Origin of the sequence: Bradyrhizobium sp. CSS354 (assembly GCF_029051725.1) — a bacterium.
Classification (GTDB): Bacteria; Pseudomonadota; Alphaproteobacteria; order Rhizobiales; family Xanthobacteraceae; genus Bradyrhizobium.
Genome location: NZ_JAACFU010000006.1, coordinates 437,422 through 453,807, shown reverse-complemented (window position 1 = coordinate 453,807; position 16,386 = coordinate 437,422). Strand labels below are relative to the sequence as shown.

Annotated in this window: 12 protein-coding genes and 1 pseudogene; 6 read left to right on the top strand and 7 right to left on the bottom strand. The window is 64.1% G+C overall.

Annotation, left to right across the window (positions count from 1 at the left end; all coding sequences use genetic code 11):
* Positions 1–56 precede the first annotated feature (56 nt).
* On the bottom strand, positions 57–1,331 hold the full coding sequence (locus GWG67_RS17785) for an acyl-CoA dehydrogenase family protein (protein WP_275170555.1): 1,275 nt from the start codon (positions 1,329–1,331) through the stop codon (positions 57–59).
* Between the two features lie 209 nt (positions 1,332–1,540).
* Here GWG67_RS17785 and GWG67_RS17780 point away from each other — a divergent pair, with 209 nt between their 5' ends.
* Complete coding sequence (locus GWG67_RS17780; RefSeq protein WP_275170554.1) at positions 1,541–2,320, top strand: enoyl-CoA hydratase-related protein; 780 nt, start codon at positions 1,541–1,543, stop codon at positions 2,318–2,320.
* A gap of 221 nt (positions 2,321–2,541) precedes the next feature.
* Here GWG67_RS17780 and GWG67_RS17775 read toward each other — a convergent pair whose 3' ends face one another.
* The 3 genes from GWG67_RS17775 to GWG67_RS17765 are packed head-to-tail and all read right to left on the bottom strand — an operon-like array spanning position 2,542 to position 4,693.
* Positions 2,542–2,919 (bottom strand): DUF6285 domain-containing protein, encoded by a 378-nt coding sequence (locus tag GWG67_RS17775; RefSeq protein ID WP_275170553.1) that lies wholly within the window; start codon positions 2,917–2,919, stop codon positions 2,542–2,544.
* A 2-nt stretch (positions 2,920–2,921) separates the two neighbouring features.
* Entirely contained in the window at positions 2,922–3,908 is a 987-nt protein-coding gene (locus GWG67_RS17770; protein ID WP_275170552.1) for a phosphotransferase family protein, read from the bottom strand.
* Positions 3,905–4,693, bottom strand: a complete 789-nt coding sequence (locus tag GWG67_RS17765; protein WP_275170551.1) for an enoyl-CoA hydratase/isomerase — start codon at positions 4,691–4,693, stop codon at positions 3,905–3,907. Before GWG67_RS17765 ends, GWG67_RS17770 begins: the two co-directional genes overlap by 4 nt.
* A gap of 167 nt (positions 4,694–4,860) precedes the next feature.
* Between GWG67_RS17765 and GWG67_RS17760 the strand changes: the two genes are divergently transcribed.
* From GWG67_RS17760 to GWG67_RS17750, 3 genes are all read left to right on the top strand, one after another.
* Positions 4,861–5,640: an SDR family NAD(P)-dependent oxidoreductase gene (locus tag GWG67_RS17760; RefSeq protein WP_275170550.1), complete on the top strand. Its 780-nt coding sequence runs from the start codon at positions 4,861–4,863 to the stop codon at positions 5,638–5,640.
* Positions 5,641–5,751: 111 nt separating this feature from the next.
* On the top strand, positions 5,752–6,132 hold the full coding sequence (locus GWG67_RS17755; RefSeq protein ID WP_275170549.1) for a VOC family protein: 381 nt from the start codon (positions 5,752–5,754) through the stop codon (positions 6,130–6,132).
* 303 nt (positions 6,133–6,435) lie between these two features.
* A complete protein-coding gene (locus GWG67_RS17750; RefSeq protein ID WP_275170548.1) occupies positions 6,436–7,713 on the top strand; it encodes an acyl-CoA dehydrogenase family protein in 1,278 nt (425 codons plus the stop codon).
* Positions 7,714–7,849: 136 nt separating this feature from the next.
* On the opposite strand, the gene yghU is transcribed toward GWG67_RS17750, so the two are convergent.
* A complete protein-coding gene (gene yghU, locus GWG67_RS17745) occupies positions 7,850–8,731 on the bottom strand; it encodes a glutathione-dependent disulfide-bond oxidoreductase (RefSeq protein WP_275170547.1) in 882 nt (293 codons plus the stop codon).
* Positions 8,732–9,035: 304 nt separating this feature from the next.
* Here yghU and GWG67_RS17740 point away from each other — a divergent pair, with 304 nt between their 5' ends.
* Entirely contained in the window at positions 9,036–10,169 is a 1,134-nt protein-coding gene (locus tag GWG67_RS17740) for a nitronate monooxygenase (RefSeq protein WP_275170546.1), read from the top strand.
* Positions 10,170–10,286: 117 nt separating this feature from the next.
* Positions 10,287–11,804 carry an acetyl-CoA acetyltransferase gene (locus tag GWG67_RS17735; protein ID WP_275170545.1) on the top strand — a complete coding sequence of 506 codons (1,518 nt, stop codon included), beginning with the start codon at positions 10,287–10,289 and terminating at the stop codon, positions 11,802–11,804.
* A gap of 103 nt (positions 11,805–11,907) precedes the next feature.
* Here GWG67_RS17735 and GWG67_RS17730 read toward each other — a convergent pair whose 3' ends face one another.
* Together GWG67_RS17730 and GWG67_RS17725 are read right to left on the bottom strand one after the other, a co-directional pair.
* Positions 11,908–13,110 (bottom strand): efflux RND transporter periplasmic adaptor subunit, encoded by a 1,203-nt coding sequence (locus GWG67_RS17730; protein ID WP_275170544.1) that lies wholly within the window; start codon positions 13,108–13,110, stop codon positions 11,908–11,910.
* Positions 13,097–16,275: pseudogene (locus GWG67_RS17725) on the bottom strand (efflux RND transporter permease subunit). The gene GWG67_RS17730 and the pseudogene GWG67_RS17725 overlap by 14 nt, the downstream one beginning before the upstream one ends.
* Positions 16,276–16,386 lie beyond the last annotated feature (111 nt).

Below are 16,386 nucleotides of genomic sequence, written 5' to 3'. Positions count from 1 at the left end.
GCAATCCAGACTGTCTCTCTGGAAAGACTTTGGATCGCTTCGCTCGCGACAATCCCCTAATGCTTCCCCGGCCCCATATAGCCAAACAAAAATCCCGCCACCTTGCGGATCTGGATCTCCTCGCTGCCCTCAGTGATGCGGTAGCGGCGGTGGTGGCGGTAGATGTGCTCGAACGGCTTGTGGCGTGAGTAGCCCATGCCGCCATGGACCTGCATGGCGCGGTCGGCGGACTCGCAGCAGAGGCGGTTTGCCCAGTAGTTGCACATCGAGACGCGGTCGGAGAGCGTGCGCTCGATCTGCTCCTCGGTGAGCTTGTCCATCTCCCAGGCGGTCTTGCGGATCAGCAGCCGCAGCATCTCGGCTTGCGTCGCCAGCTCGACCAGCGGGAACTGGATCGCCTGGTTCTCGGCCAGCGCCTTGCCGAACGGCTTTCGCTCGCGCGCGTACTTTACACTTTCATTGATGCAGTAGACGGCCGCCCCCAATGAACTCGCCGCCTGCCGGATGCGGTTCTGGTGGACAAAACACTGCGCCAGCGACAGGCCGCGGCCGACCTCGCCGAACAGCGCGTCCTCGGGCACGAATACGTCGGTGAAACTGACGCGGGGATGATCGGTCGGCATGTTGAAGGTCCACATGTACTCTTCGATCTTCACGCCGTGGCTCTTGGCCGGCACCAGGAAACAGGTGATGCCGCGCGCATCGCCGGCATTGCCTGACGTCCGCGCGAACAGCGCGCAATGCGTGGCGACGTGCATGCCGGTGGTCCACATCTTCTCGCCGTTGATGATCCAGCCCTTGACGTTGTCGCGGGTCGCAGGCACCGCGCGCGTTTCCATATGGGTCGCATCCGAGCCGTGATTGGGCTCGGTCAGGCCGAAGGTGATGCGGTACTTGCCCTTGATCGAGCCGTCGATCATCGCCTTCTGGTCGTCGCGTCCGTAGCGGTCGAGCATGGTGGCGACAGGAAAGTTGCCGACGATGGAATGCTCGTTCTGGAGATCGTTGTGCAGGCCGAGCCCCTTGGCGGCAAAATGCTCGCGGATCACGGCCATCCAGAGGTTGGAGCCATCCTTGCCGCCATATTGCTTCGGCACCGGAAACCGCAAATGACCGGCAGCGTCCGCGAGATCCTTGGCCTTGCGCAGCAGCGCTTCCCATTCGTGACGCGGCAGGCCGTCATTCTCGAAATCGGTGCGCGCCCATTCGCGACGATGATCGAAGAAGCGGATGTTATCGTCGGCCGCTTCCAGCGGCTTGATCTCGCGTTCGATGAAACGGTCGAGCTCTGCGAGATAGGCGACGAGATCGGCAGGCAGTGAGAAATCCACGGTTCTCTCCCGGATGATTTTTCGTTTTGCGTTAAGGCGCTATACGCACTTTTGCTTCTCACGATTAAGGTGAGAAGAGTCCGCGCAAGTCAAGCGATGCGAGAGGTGTGAGAGGCGCAAGGCGCGCCCGCGCAATTCGATGGTGTTGAAACGCGCCTGCGCGCTAGTATAGCCGCAATATTCCTTCACGAGAAAATGCGGGAGCGACCATGGAGCTGAAGTTCTCGAAGGTGGAACGCAAGGGGCCGATCACGATCGTCACGCTGTCTCGGCCCGAGGTCTACAACGCGCTGCACACCGATGCGCATTTCGAGCTGCAAAAGGTGTTCGACGATTTCTCCGCCGATCCCGAGCAGTGGATCGCGATCGTCACAGGTAGCGGCGACAAGGCGTTCTGCGCCGGCAATGATCTGAAGTGGCAGGCAGCCGGCGGCAAGCGCGGCTGGGACAAGGGTGGCTTCGCCGGCCTCACCGCGCGCTTCGACTGCGACAAGCCGATCATCGCCGCGGTCAATGGCGTCGCCATGGGCGGCGGTTTCGAGATCGCGCTGGCCTGCGACCTCATCATTGCCTCGGAGAACGCGACCTTCGCCCTGCCCGAGCCGCGCGTGGGGCTTGCCGCGCTCGCCGGAGGCCTGCACCGGCTGCCACGCCAGATCGGGCTGAAGCGCGCCATGGGCATGATCCTCACCGCGCGCCATGTCAGCGCCAAGGAAGGTCTCGAACTCGGCTTCGTCAACGAGGTGGTGCCGCAGGGCGAGGCGCTCACGGCCGCGCTGCGCTGGGCCGACATGATCACCAAGAATTCGCCGATGTCGATCCGCGCCTCGAAGCAGGCAATTCAGAAGGGGCTTGGCGTGTCGCTGGAGCAGGCGATCGAGGAGCAGCGGGAGTATCCGGCGGTGAAGGCGATGGTGGCCTCGCAGGATTACATCGAAGGACCGAAGGCGTTCTCGGAGAAGCGGCCGCCGAAATGGATGGGGAAGTAAACTGTTTCCGTCATGGCCGGGCTTGTCCCGGCCATCCACGCCTCACCGCACGGCGCGAAGAACGTGGATGCCCGGGACGAGCCCGGGCATGACGATGTGGAGAGAGTAGCGCGCCTGCATCAACGCCGTCATTGCGAGCGCAGCGAAGCAATCCAGACTGTCTCCGCGGAGACGGTCTGGATTGCTTCGTCGCTACGCTCCTCGCAATGGCGAGGAGAGGTCTACCCGCCTCGCGACAGCTCGCGCTTGTACGACGCGTAATTCGGCTGGTCGACTGCGAGCTTGTCCATCGTGGTTGCCCACAGATGCTCAGCGAGACCCGGCGTCGCAAGATCGACCTCGCCCTTGGCGATGCGCTCGGCGAGCGCGCGGTTGAGATCCGTCACCGAGCCGTCGACGCCGAGCAACCCGCGCAGCCGCTCCACCTCCGCAGCATCGCTCCCCTCCTCCCGCGTCAACTGCCGCGTCACGAGATCGAGGATGTTGACGGCGACGCGCAGCTTGAAGGCCTGATGGCCGGAGATCAGCGGTGCGATGTCGTTGCGGAGGAAATCGGAGACCGATTTGGTCAGCTCGATCGGGGTCGGTTCGTCCTGCATGGTCAACTCCCCCGCGGCGCCAGCAGCCGCAACAGATCGATCTCAGTCTCGGAAGCGCGACGGCCGATCATGGCGCGTTCCATCGAATGGTCCGGGCCCTCGCGAAACCGCTGCATCATGCCGCCGCACATGATGCCCCAGCGCAGCGTGCCCATCACTTCCCAGAATTTGACACGCGATGGGTCGACCTTGCGTCCCGCGGACTCATAGCCGGCGAACAGCTCCTCACGCGAACCAAACCCGCCGACCGGCTTGTCGATCTCGCCAAAGCGCCACGAGTTGACGCAGACCCAGCCGAGGTCCTCCATGGGATCGCCGAGATGGGCGAGCTCCCAGTCGAGCACCGCGCGCACGCCATCGGCACCAATGATGAGATTGCCGTTGCGGAAATCGCCATGCACCAGCGTCGTCTCGGCGGCAGGGCCCGGATCGTGGTCGCGCAGCCAGCGCAGCGCCAGCTCGAACACCGGCTTTGGCCAGTCCAGGCTGCGATAATCGCGCTCGAACTCGGCGATCTCCTGGCTCGCATCGCGACTGCGCAGCTCGGGCAATTTGTCCAGCGGCAGCCTGTGCAGCTTCGCGAGCACGCCGCCGATCTGCCGTGCGAGAAGCGGCCGCGCCGCGGCGAATTCATCATCGCGAAGAATCTTGCGCGCGATGGTCTCGCCTTCGACCCTCTGCATGACGAAGCCGGTGCCGAGATCGTCGTCGGGCACCAGCACATGCATCACGCGGGGCGACGGCACGCCGGCCTCATAGGCGAGCTGCATCAGCTGCGCTTCTGCGGCAAGACCCGCCGCGCGCGTCGGCGCCGCGCCATAGCCCTTCGGTGAGCGGCGCAGGATTGCGCCGATCACGCCATCAGGATGCGCAATGTCGAAGCGCCAGGTTTCCTGGCTGGCCCCACCGGACAGCCTTGCCACGCCGGCGACACCGGTCGCGCCCGGGCACCAGCGCGCAACGCTGCGGGAGAGTTCGGCCTCGATCATTTGCCTTTGAACTGTGCCGGACGCTTCTCAAGGAACGCACCGACGCCTTCGCGGAAATCATCCGTGTCGCCGGCGCGGAGCTGGCACTGGAATTCGAGATTGAGCTGATCCTCGAAGGAATTTTCCGGGCTGTCCCAATAGAGCTTGCGGATCAGCGACAGCGCGACCGTCGGGCCGCTGGCGAGGTCGTGCGCGAGCTTCATCGCCTCCTCCATCAGCACGCCGTCATCATAGACGCGGTTGACGAGGCCCCATTCCAGCGCCTTCTCGGCCGGGAGCCGCTCGCCCATCAGCGACAATTCGATCGAGCGTGCCTTGCCGATCAGCCGCGGCAGCAGCCAGGTCGAGCCGCAATCCGGCACGAGGCCGATACGGCGGAAGGCTTGAAGAAAGTAAGAGGACCGCGCGCATAAAATCATGTCGCCGAGCAGCGCGAAGCTCATGCCGGCGCCGGCCGCCGGGCCGTTGACCGCGGTCACGATCGGGCAATGCAGGTTGCGGATGCGGCGCAGGAAGGGATGGAAGCCGGTCTCGAGCGTCAGGCCGGCCTTGGTCTTCTTCGACTGGTTGTTGCGGCCCTGGAGATTCGCGCCGGTGCAGAACGCTCGCCCCGCGCCCGTCAGCACCACGCAGCGCACCTCGTCCTTCTTCTCCTCGATCGCGTCGAGCGCTTCTGAGAGACCGCCCAGCATATCCACGGAGACCGCGTTCATCACCTCCTGGTGGTCGAGCTTGAGGATCGCGACTGCACCGTCGAGATCGAGCGTGACGTGTTTGAACTGCATGGTTTCCTCGTGAGTTGCGGCCTGCGCCAGTTTCGCAGACCGGAATTGCTTTTGCCGGAGCGCATATTTGATTTTTGGCGCGGTCTTGTCCATGGTGATCGGAGCATAGCAAGCAATCTTGCGCGCAGCGGCTGATGCGCGAATGCCAAAAAAACAGGAAACGCGCCATGAACCTTTTCGACCTTTCAGGACGGGTCGCCGTGATCACCGGCGGCAATGGCGGGATCGGACTCGGCATCGCGCAGGCGCTCGCCGGCCAGGGCTGCAACGTCTCGATCTGGGGCCGGAATGCTGACAAGAACAAGGCCGCTGCCGCGAGCCTGGCGGGGCTATCAGGCAAGGTCGACGCGCGGGTCTGCGACGTTACCGACCCGGCCTCGGTCAATGCCGCGATGAAGGCCACGCTCGACCTATTCGGTCGGGTCGACGGCTGCTTCGCCAATGCCGGTATCGGCGGCGGCGGCCGGCGCTCCTTCATCGAACGCACCGAGGAGGAATGGCGCACGATGTTTGCGACCAATCTCGACGGCGTGTTCCACGCGTTCCAGGCGGCCGCAAAACACATGACCCAGCGCGCCGAGGCTGGCGATCCCTTCGGCCGGCTGGTGGCTACTTCGAGCCTGGCCTCGATCTTCGGCACCGCACGCAACGAGCACTACGCGGCGACCAAGGCTGTGATCAATGCCCTGGTGCGTGCGCTCGGCGTCGAGCTGGCGCGCCACGGCGTCACCGCGAATGCGATCCTGCCCGGCTGGATCAAGAGCGACATGACTTCGGGCCTGATGGCCAACGAGAAGTTCGTGGCCAACGTGATGCCGCGCATTCCGGTGCGACGCTTCGGCGAGGCCAGCGATTTCGGCGGCATCGCGGTGTATCTGATGAGCAAGGCCTCGTCGTATCACACAGCGGATACGTTCGTGATCGACGGCGGCTATACGGCGTTTTGATTCTTGTAGCCCGGATGGAGCGCAGCGCAATCCGGGACCGCCAAAGCAAACAAGACCCGGATTACGCTGCGCTCCATCCGGGCTACAAATCATAATGAGGGGAACGGCAAGATGTTTTCACACATCATGATCGGCACCAACGACCTCGATAAGGCCAAGGCGTTCTACGACAGCCTGCTCGGAACGCTCGAGGTGCGGCCGGCGCGCGTCGACGGCCATCGCATCTTCTACATCACCAAGACCGGCGTGTTCTCGGTGACGAAGCCGATCAACGGCGAGGCAGCGACGTGCGCGAATGGCGGCACCATCGGCTTTGCCGCCAACTCGCCGGAGCAGGTCAATGCATGGCATACGGCCGGCGTCGCCGCCGGCGGCGTTCCCTGCGAAGATCCTCCCGGCATCCGCCAGGGCCCGGGCGTCAACCTCTATATTGCGTATTTGCGTGACCTCGACGGCAACAAGATCTGCGCGATGCATCGGATGGCGAGCTAGATCGGCATATTCAGTGTCGTCCCGGCGAACGCCGGGACCCATAACCAGGGGGAGTGGTTGTAGCGCAAACTCGTAACTCCGAGTCTTCGTCAAACTCCTCCCTGTGGTTATGGGTCCCGGATCTGCGCTGCGCTTGTCCGGGACGACGCTGGAGAGTGTTCGCCCCCATTCAAACAACATTTCAAACGCTCGCGATATTCCATCGCGTGGCATGGCTCGCGTTGGAAAAATGCGCGCTCGCACTTTGGTGACGCTACGACTATTCTCCGGCTCAACGCGATCTCAGCGTCCCCGGGAGGAACAATGACAAAACACACTTATATTCCCCGCACCACCAACTACACCCTCAATCCCGGCGACGAGCTCAACGACCTCAGGATGTCGGACCAGGTCCGGCCGCTCTATGATCACGTCAGGAAGTTCATCCGCGACACCGTCGAGCCGATGTCGATCGAGTTCGCCAAGGCCGGCGAAGGCAAGGAAGACCGCTGGAGCTTCACGCCGAAGCAGCTCGAGGTGCTGGAGAAGGCCAAGAACAAGGCCAAGCAGGAAGGCCTCTGGAATTTCTTCCTGCCCGACGACGAGACCGGCCAGGGCCTGAAAAATCTTGACTACGCCTATATCGCATCCGAGCTCGGCAAGAGCCCGCTGGCCTCCGAGAGCATGAACTGCTCGGCGCCGGATACCGGCAACATGGAGGTGCTGGAGCGCGTCGGCACCAAGGAGCAGAAGGAGAAGTGGCTGAAGCCGCTGATGAACGGCGAGATCCGCTCGGCCTATGTGATGACCGAGCCGAACGTCGCCTCCTCCGATGCCAAGAACATCTCGACCACCGCCAAGCTCGTCGGCGACGAATGGGTCATCAACGGCGAGAAGTATTACATCTCGGGTGTCGGCGATCCCCGCTGCAAGATCCTCATTGTGATGGTGAAGACCAATCCAGATGCGGCGCCGAGCAAGCAGCAGTCGCAGATCCTGGTGCCGCGCGACACCCCCGGCGTCGAGGTGCTCGGCCCCATGTACGTGTTCGGCCAGGACCACGCCCCGCGCGGCCACATGCACATGCGCTTCAACAACGTGCGCGTGCCCAAGGAGAACATTCTGCTCGGCGAAGGCCGCGGCTTCGAGATCTCGCAGCTTCGGCTAGGCCCGGGCCGCATCCATCACTGCATGCGCACCATCGGCAAGGCCGAGAAGGCGCTCGATTTGATGGTGCAGCGTGGCCTCACCCGCGAAGCCTTTGGCAAGAAGATCGCCCATCTCGGCGGCAACATGCAGATCATCGCGCAGGCGCGCTGCGAAATCGAGGCGATGCGGCTGATGGTGCTGAAGGCCGCCAAGGCCATGGACGTGCTCGGCAACAAGGAGGCTCGTGTCTGGGTGTCCATGGTCAAGGCCATGGTGCCGGAGCGCGCCTGCAAGATCATCGACCAGTCGATCCAGATGCACGGCGCCACCGGCATCTCGCACTGGACCCCGCTCGCGGAGATGTACCAGGACGTCCGTCATCTGCGCTTCGCGGATGGTCCGGACGAGGTGCACTGGATGGTGGTCGGACGCCACGAGCTGAGCATGGCTTGAGGTCTCGCCAAGCGCGGCCCTGCCGTAGGGTGGGTTAGCGAAGCGTAACCCACCACTGTTCGTCTCCGGGGAAGCGAAAGAGGTGGGTTACGCTAGCGCTAACCCACCCTACAATACTGCGATGTTCAACACCGCGCTACGACGCGGCCACCTCGCCGACCTTGTCCTGCGTCTTGGTCTCGAAATCGCTCGCGTCATGCCGCTCGTGGAGCTGACTGGCGGGATCGCCGGAGACGCGGTTGACCATGCGGCCGCGCTTGACGGCGGAGCGCTTGGCGATCTGGTCGGTCCAGCGCTGCACGTGCTTGTAGTCCTGCACGGACAGGAATTCGCCCGCGCCATAGACCAGCCCCTTGGCGAGCGCGCCGTACCACGGCCACACCGCCATGTCGGCAATGCTGTATTCGCTCCCGGCGAGATATTCGTTGTCGGCGAGCCGGCGGTCGAGCACGTCGAGCTGGCGCTTGGTCTCCATCGCAAAACGATCGATGGCATATTCGATCTTGGTCGGCGCGTAGGCGTAGAAATGGCCGAAGCCACCGCCGAGATAGGGCGCGCTGCCCATCTGCCAGAACAGCCACGACATCGCTTCAGTGCGGCTCTTGATATCCTTCGGCAGGAAGGCGCCGAATTTTTCCGCAAGATAAAGCAGGATCGAGCCGGACTCGAACACCCGGATCGGCTCCGGGCCGGAGCGGTCCATCAGCGCCGGGATCTTGGAATTCGGATTGATGTCGACAAAGCCGCTGCCGAACTGGTCGCCATTGCCGATCTTGATCAGCCAGGCGTCGTATTCCGCGCCCTTGTGGCCGAGCGCCAGAAGCTCCTCCAGCATCACGGTGACCTTGACGCCGTTCGGCGTCGCCAGCGAATAGAGCTGGAAGGGATGCTTGCCGACCGGCAGCTCCTTGTCGTGGGTGGGACCGGCGATCGGACGGTTGATGCTGGCAAACTGTCCGCCGTTCTCCTTGTTCCAGGTCCAGACCTTGGGCGGCACGTAGGCGGGGGTGTCGGTCATGAGATGGCTCCGGCGAAAAAGATGCGCCTGCATTAATTAGCCCACGGACGGCCGATGGCAAGCCCCGCCGGCCCTGCGTCCCGCGCGGGCCTCGAGGCCGCGTCATGCATCCGACGTTGTCGAGGACGGCCAGCACCAGAGCCGCATCTGTCGAGCCGGGCGTAGGGCTTCGCGCAACACGGCGTGTGCACGCAAGATGCGCCGCCAAATCCAGATTGGCATTGCGCAAGACGATGGTCTAGCGTCGATGAGCCTCCGCTCAAGATTGCGACAACAGCAACGCGAAGGCCCGCCGGAGGAAACGATGAAATCGCCGATCTGCGACATGCTGGGCATCGATTTCCCGCTGCTCGCCTTCAGCCATTGCCGCGATGTCGTCGCCGCCGTCAGCCGCGCCGGCGGGTTCGGCGTGCTCGGTGCGACCGTGCACACGCCTGATACCCTCGAACGCGAGCTGAGATGGATCGACGAGCACGTTGACGGCAAGCCTTACGGCATCGACGTTCTGATCCCGGAAAACATCTCGACAGCGGGCGAGAAGGACGTCACCTGGAAAAGCCTTGAAGCGCGCGTTCCACAGGAGCACCGCAACTACACGCGTGATCTCCTGAAGAAATACGATATCGAACTCACGACCACCGAGGTCGCCGACAACCAGCCGCAGCCGTTCGATGGCAGGACCGCGCTGGAGCTGCTGGAGGTCTCGTTCAACCACCCGATCCGCCTGATCGCCAATGCCCTCGGCGTGCCGCCGAAGGCCATGATCGAGATGGGCAGGAAGCACGGCGTGCCGGTTGCAGCTCTCGTCGGTGCCAAGGAACATGCGCTGCGCCAGGTCGCGGCGGGAGTCGACATTCTCGTGGTGCAGGGCACCGAAGCCGGCGGCCATTGCGGCGAGGTCTCGACCATGGTGCTGGTGCCGGAGGTGATCAAGGCGCTCAAGAAGGTCCGCGACGTGCCGGTGCTCGCCGCCGGCGGCATCATGACGGGACGGCAAATGGCAGCCCGCATGGCGATGGGTGCTGCGGGCGCCTGGACCGGCTCGGTGTGGCTTGCCACCGTCGAATCCGAGACCACGGAAATCTTTCGCGAGAAGATGATCGCGGCATCGTCGCGCGATGCGGTGCGCTCGAAGGGCCGCACCGGAAAGCCGGCACGGCAGCTTCGCTCGGTCTGGACCGACGCCTGGGACCGCGCACCCGAGAGCCCCGGCGCATTGCCGATGCCGCTGCAAAGCATCGTCAGCCGCGACGCCTTCAACTCGATCGACCGCGCAGCGGCGGGCGGCAACGCGAAGGCGCGCGATCTCGTGAGTTACTTCGTCGGCCAGGGCGTCGGGCTGATCGACAGCGTGAAATCGGCCGGCGCCGTGGTGCAGGAGTTCAAGGAAGAGTTCGCCGAAGCCGTCGAGCACATGAATGCGCTGGTGGCGGAGTGATTGCCACACCCCGTCATTGCGAGCGCAGCGAAGCAATCCAGACTACCATCGCGGAAAGACCCTGGATTGCTTCGCAGCGCTCGCAATGACGAAACAACTGACATCGTGAATTGAAGCATGACAGATAAGAAGCATATCCCCGAAGACCGCATCCCCGTCATTGTCGGCGTCGGCGAGATCGTCGACCGCCCCAAGGAGATCACCAAGGGTCTCGAGCCGCTCGACCTGCTCGAACAGGCGCTGCGGCGCGCGGAAGCTGATGCCGGCGCGATGCTGCTCGGCGAGGTGCAATCGCTCGACGTCGTCAACTTCCTGAGCTGGCGCTATCGCGATCCGGAGAAGCTACTGGCGCAGCGGCTCGGCATCGCGCCTTCGCATTGCTATTACGGCCCGGTCGGCGGCGAGAGCCCGATCCGCTACATCCACGAAGCCGCAAAGCGCATCGCGCGCAGTGAATGCAGTGTTGCCGCAGTTTGCGGCGCGGAGGCACAGTCGACGGCGACCAAGGCGGAGCGTGCCGGCGCAAAGCTGCCATGGACGCTGTTCGCGCATGATGTCGAGGAGCCGAAGCGCGGCGCGGCATTCCAGAAGCCGCTGGCCGTGAAGCTCGGCGTGTTCCGGCCCGTGACCGTCTATCCGTTCTACGAAGCGGCATCGTCCGCCCATTGGGGCCAGACGCCGCGCGAGGCGATGGCTGAGTCGGGGACGCTATGGTCGCGCTATTCGGAAGCCGCTGCGCAAAATCCAAATGCCTGGTTGAAGCGACGCTATGCGCCGGACGAGATCACGACGCCGACCGCCGACAACCGGCTGATTGCCTGGCCCTACAGCAAGCTCATGGTCGCCAACCCCAGCGTCAACATGGGCGGTGCGCTACTGCTCACCAGCCTCGCCAAGGCGCGTGCGGCCGGCATTGCCGAGGACAAGCTCGTCTACCCGCTCGGCGGCGCCTCGGCGGAAGAGCCGCGCGACTATCTCCTGCGCGACCAGTTTTATGAAAGCCATCCGCAGAACGCAGTCTTGAAGGCCGTGATGGATTTCGCCGGCGGCGACGGCAAGAAGTTCGACGCGATCGAGCTCTATAGCTGCTTCCCGTGCGTGCCCAAGATGGCGCGGGGGACCCTGGGGCTGGATGGCGACGTGCAGCCGACCGTGACCGGCGGCCTCACCTTCTTCGGCGCGCCGCTCAACACCTACATGACCCATGCGGCCTGCGCGATGGTGCGGCGTGTTCGCGACGGCGCAAAGCTCGGCCTGCTCTACGGCCAGGGCGGCTTCGTCACCAAGCATCATGCGCTGGTGGTGTCGAAGGCCCCGCCGCGTGAAGCATTGGCACAGGAGACGAACGTGCAGGCGGCGGCGGACAGCAACAAGCGCGCGGTGCCGGAGTTCGTCACGGATGTCTCAGGCAAGGGCAAGGTGGAGAGCTTTACGGTGCTCTACGGCCGTGGTGGCGATGTCGAGCACGGCGTGGTGATGTTGCGGACGGAAAACGACAGACGCACGCTGGCGCGGATTCCCGCGAGCGATACCGCGACGCTGGCGCATCTGCTCGACATGAACAGGACGCCGGTAGGTTCGCTTGGAGAGATCACGATGGCTGCGGATAGCGTGCCGGAGTGGCGGGCGGCGTAGCTCTCGTAGGGTGGGTTAGCCGAAGGCGTAACCCACCTCTTTTGCTTGCTCGGAGACGAACAGTGGTGGGTTACGCTTCGCTAACCCACCCTACAGGACCGCCCTACCCCTTCGGCGCCTGCTTCTCGGACGCCGTCGCCGGCTTGCCCTTGGCGGCGGCACCGGTCACGCGGACCTGGTCGCCGTCGGAGAGGCCGTCCGGTGGTGCGGTGATGACGCGGTCGTCGGGCGCGATACCCGAGGCGAGCTCGATCTCCTTGCCAAGATCGCGCGCGATGGTCACCGGCTTGAACAGCACCTTGTCGTCCGCACCGACGATCGCAACGCGCAGGCCGCTGCCGTTGAAGATCAGCGCGCTGGCGGGAATGCTGAGCGGCGCGGTGTCGCGCTGCAGGCTGAGCTTCACGCTGGCGTAGCCGCCGGGCATCAGCTCGCCTGCGGAATTGTCGAGACCGAGTTGCATGCGCGTCGTGCCGGAGGCGACGTCAACAGCCTGCGAGGAAGCCTCCACCGTCGCCTGGAATGTCCGGTTCGGATACTCCGGCAGCACGATGGCGGCCTTGGCGCCGATCTTGATCGCCGGCACGTAGTTCTGGGGCACGTTGATGTAGACGCGCAGCTTGGTGATGTCGGAGACCACGAACATCGCCGGGCCCGAGCCCCCGCCCGAATTGATCAGCGCACCGACGTCGGTGTCGCGCGCCGTGACCACACCGTCGAACGGAGCGGTGATCTTCTTGTAACCGGCCAGCGCTTCAAGGCGCTCGACATTGGCCTGGCCCGAGCGAACCGCCGCGTTCTTGTTGGAGAGATCGGCGGTACGCTCGTCGATCTCCTGCGCGGAGACGAAGTTGGAGGCAACCAGCGTCTTGCGGCGGTTGAGGGTGGCTTCCGACAGCCTGGCACTGGACTGCTGGCTAGCGAGGTCGGCGCGGGCCTGAAGCAGTTGCTGGTCGAGGTCGGGCGCCTCGATCTCGGCGATCACCTGACCGGCCTTCACCCGTGCACCGATGTCGGCGCTCCAGCTTTTGAGATAGCCGGGAACGCGGGCAAAGATCGGCGCGCGATAATAGGCTTCGAGGCGGCCCGGTAAATCGATGGTGGAATTGAGGGCCTTGGCGTTGGGCAGCGTCACCGCGACGCTGGGAACAGCCTGGTCATCGGTCCATGCCTTCAGTCTGGAGCCCTGCTCCTCGCGGGCGCGGATGCCGGTGCCCACGACCAAGCCTGCCGCGATCAGCGCCACCACGCCGAAAATGCCCAGTTTCCGGTGCGACACCGGGGAGCGGGGTTCAGTGGGCGACATGCGGAGACTCCGATGAGGCGGCGGCTTTGGCGCCTTGCTTCTTGTGGACCATGCTGAACACCACGGGAACAAACATCAACGTGGCGAAAGTTGCAAAGATCAGGCCGCCGATCACGGCGCGGCCGAGCGGCGCATTCTGCTCGCCGCCCTCGCCGAGTCCGAGGGCCATGGGCGCCATGCCGATGATCATGGCGAGCGCGGTCATCAGCACCGGGCGGAACCGGACGAAGCCGGCCTCGAGCGCCGCGGCGATGGGATCGCCGAGCTCTTCGTAGCGCTCGCGGGCGAACGAGATCACGAGCACGCTGTTGGCGGTGGCAACGCCCATGCACATGATGGCGCCGGTCAGCGCCGGGACCGACAGCGTCGTCTCGGTGGCGAACAACATCCAGACGATGCCGGCGAGTGCGGCGGGCAGCGCCGTGATGATCACGAAGGGATCGGACCAGGACTGGAAGTTGAGACGATCAGGAAATAGATCAGGACGACCGCCCCGAGGAGGCCGAACAACAGGCCGGTGAAGGCGCTGTTCATGGTCTGCACCTGGCCAAGCAGCACCACGGAAGAGCCTTTCGGCACCTCCTTGGCGGTGTCGGCAATCACCTGGCGGATGTCGGTCGCGACCGCACCGAGATCGCGGCCCGAGGTCGTGGCGAAGATCTGCACCATCGACTGGATGTCGTATTGCGAGACCACCGCGCTCGAGGTCGAGCGCCTGATGTCGGCGATGCCGCCGAGGATCGGCGACTGCGAATTGCCGGCGGCCGTGATCGGCAGCGTCTGAAGCGCGCTGAGCGAATCCATCTGGTATTGCGGCGTCTGCATCACGATCGAATAGGACACGCCGTTATCCGGATTGAGGTAGTAGGTCGGCGCCACCTGCGAGGAGCCGGCAAGGTTAACCACGAGACTGTTGGTGACGTCGCGCTCGGTCAGGCCGACATATTGCGCGCGGGTGCGGTCGACATCGATGTTGAAGGTCGGATTGTTCGGCGACTGCTGGATGCGCGCATCCGCGACGCCGGGAATCCTGCGGACCTTGGCCAGCAGATTGTTGGCATAAGCGAAGCTGGCGCTGAGATTGGCACCGCGGATCTGCAGGTCGATCGGCGCCGGCGCGCCGAAGTTCAGGATCTGGCTGACGATGTCGGCCGGCAGGAAGGCGAAGCTGACGCCGGGGAACAGCCGCGGAAGTTGCTCACGCAGCACGCGCACATGCTCATCGGTCGGCTTGTGGCCTTCCTTCAGCTTGATCTGGATGTCGCCATCCTGCGGGCCGATCACGCCGGTGTTGTTGTAGGTCATGTTGATGCCGGAGATCGGCATGCCGATATTGTCGGTCAGCGTTTCGATCTCGCCCGGGATCAGCTTGCGGATCGCCTTCTGCACGTCGGCGAGCTGGTTCGCGGTCTCCTCCACGCGGGTGCCGACCTGGGTGCGGACGTGCATCAGGATATTGCCGGCATCGACCGCCGGGAAGAAGTTGCGCCCGAGGAACGGCACCAGCGCGAAGGATGCGCCGACCACGCAGAGAAAGCCGATCACAAACACCGGACGGTGCGCGAGCGCGAGCCCGAGGAAATTGTGGTAGCCGCCGCGAATGCGCTCGAAGCGAGCCTCGAAACCGCGCTGGAACCACACCAAGGGATTGCGCGACTTCGGCGGGCCATTCTCGTGATGGACATGCGCCTGCAACAAATAGTTCGCCATGGTCGGCACCAGCGTGCGCGACAGCAGGAACGACCAGATCATCGCGAACATCACCGCTTCCGCCATCGGCACGAACAGGAAACGCGCCACGCCGGTGAGGAAGAACATCGGCACGAACACGATGCAGATGCAGAGCAGCGAGACGAAGGCCGGGGTCACGATCTGGTTGGCGCCGTCGAGGATCGACTGCTCGACCGGCTTGCCCTGCTCCAGATGGTAGTTGATGTTCTCGATCGTGACGGTGGCGTCGTCGACGAGAATACCGACGGCGAGCGCCAGGCCGCCGAGCGTCATGATGTTGAGCGTCTCGCCGATTGCCGACAGCATGATGATGGCGCCGAGCACGGAGAGCGGGATCGAGACCGCGATGATCACGGTCGAGCGCCAGCTGCCGAGGAACAGCAGGATCATGATGCTGGTGAGCAGCGCCGCAATCACGCCTTCGACCGCGACGCCTTCGATGGCGCCGCGGACGAACACCGACTGATCGCCGATGAAGCCGATCTTGAGCGCGTCCGGCAGCTGGTCCTTGACGTCGATCACCTTCTGCTTGATGCCCGCGATGATGTCGAGCGTCGAGGTCGCGCCCGCCTTCAGCACCATCATCAGCACCGAGCGGTTGCCGTCGACATGGACGATGTTGGTCTGCGGCGGGTTGCCGTCCCGTACCGTCGCGACGTCGCGCACATAGACCATCGCGCCGTTGACGGTCTTGATCGGCAGATTGCCGAGCTCCTCGATCTTCAGCGGCGAATTGTTGAGCTGGATGTTGTATTCGAACTGCCCGATCTTCTGGGTGCCGACCGGCGTGATCAGGTTCTGGGCCGCGAGCGCGTTGGCGACGTCCTGGCCGGACAGGCCCCGGGCCTGGAGCGCGGTCGGGTCGAGATCGATCTGGACCTGGCGCTGCTTGCCGCCAAACGGATACGGGATCGCGGCGCCAGGCACGGTGACCAGCGGCGTACGGAGCTGGTTGATGCCGATATCGGCGAGGTTCTGCTCTGTCAGCCCGTCACCCGACAGCGCCACCTGGACGATCGGCACGGTGGAGGCGGAGTAGTTCAGGATCAGGGGCGGCGTCGCGCCCGGCGGCATCTGCTTGATCAGCGTCTGCGAGATCGCGGTGACCTGCGCATTGGCGGTGCGGATGTCGACGTTCGGCTGGAAGAATATCTTGATAATGCCAAAGCCGTTATAGGAATTGGCGGTGATGTGCTCGATGTCGTTGACCGTCGTGGTCAGCGCGCGCTGGAACGGCGTGGTGATGCGGCCCGACATCTGGTCGGGCGGCAGGCCGGTGTATTGCCAGACCACGCCGATCACGGGGATGCGGATGTCCGGGAAGATGTCGGTCGGCGTCCGCAGCGCCGCCAGCGGTCCGATGATCAGAAGCAGGAGCGCGAGCACGACAAACGTGTAGGGCCGGCTCAGGGCAATACGGACCAGAGCAATCATTCGTTTTGCAATTCCAGATCAGGGACAGGAAACACCGCCCCCGCGGGTTCCTCGGCTGATTTACCTGAAGACCGCCCAAATGGCCAACGACGGTGCGTCACGTGCGGTAAC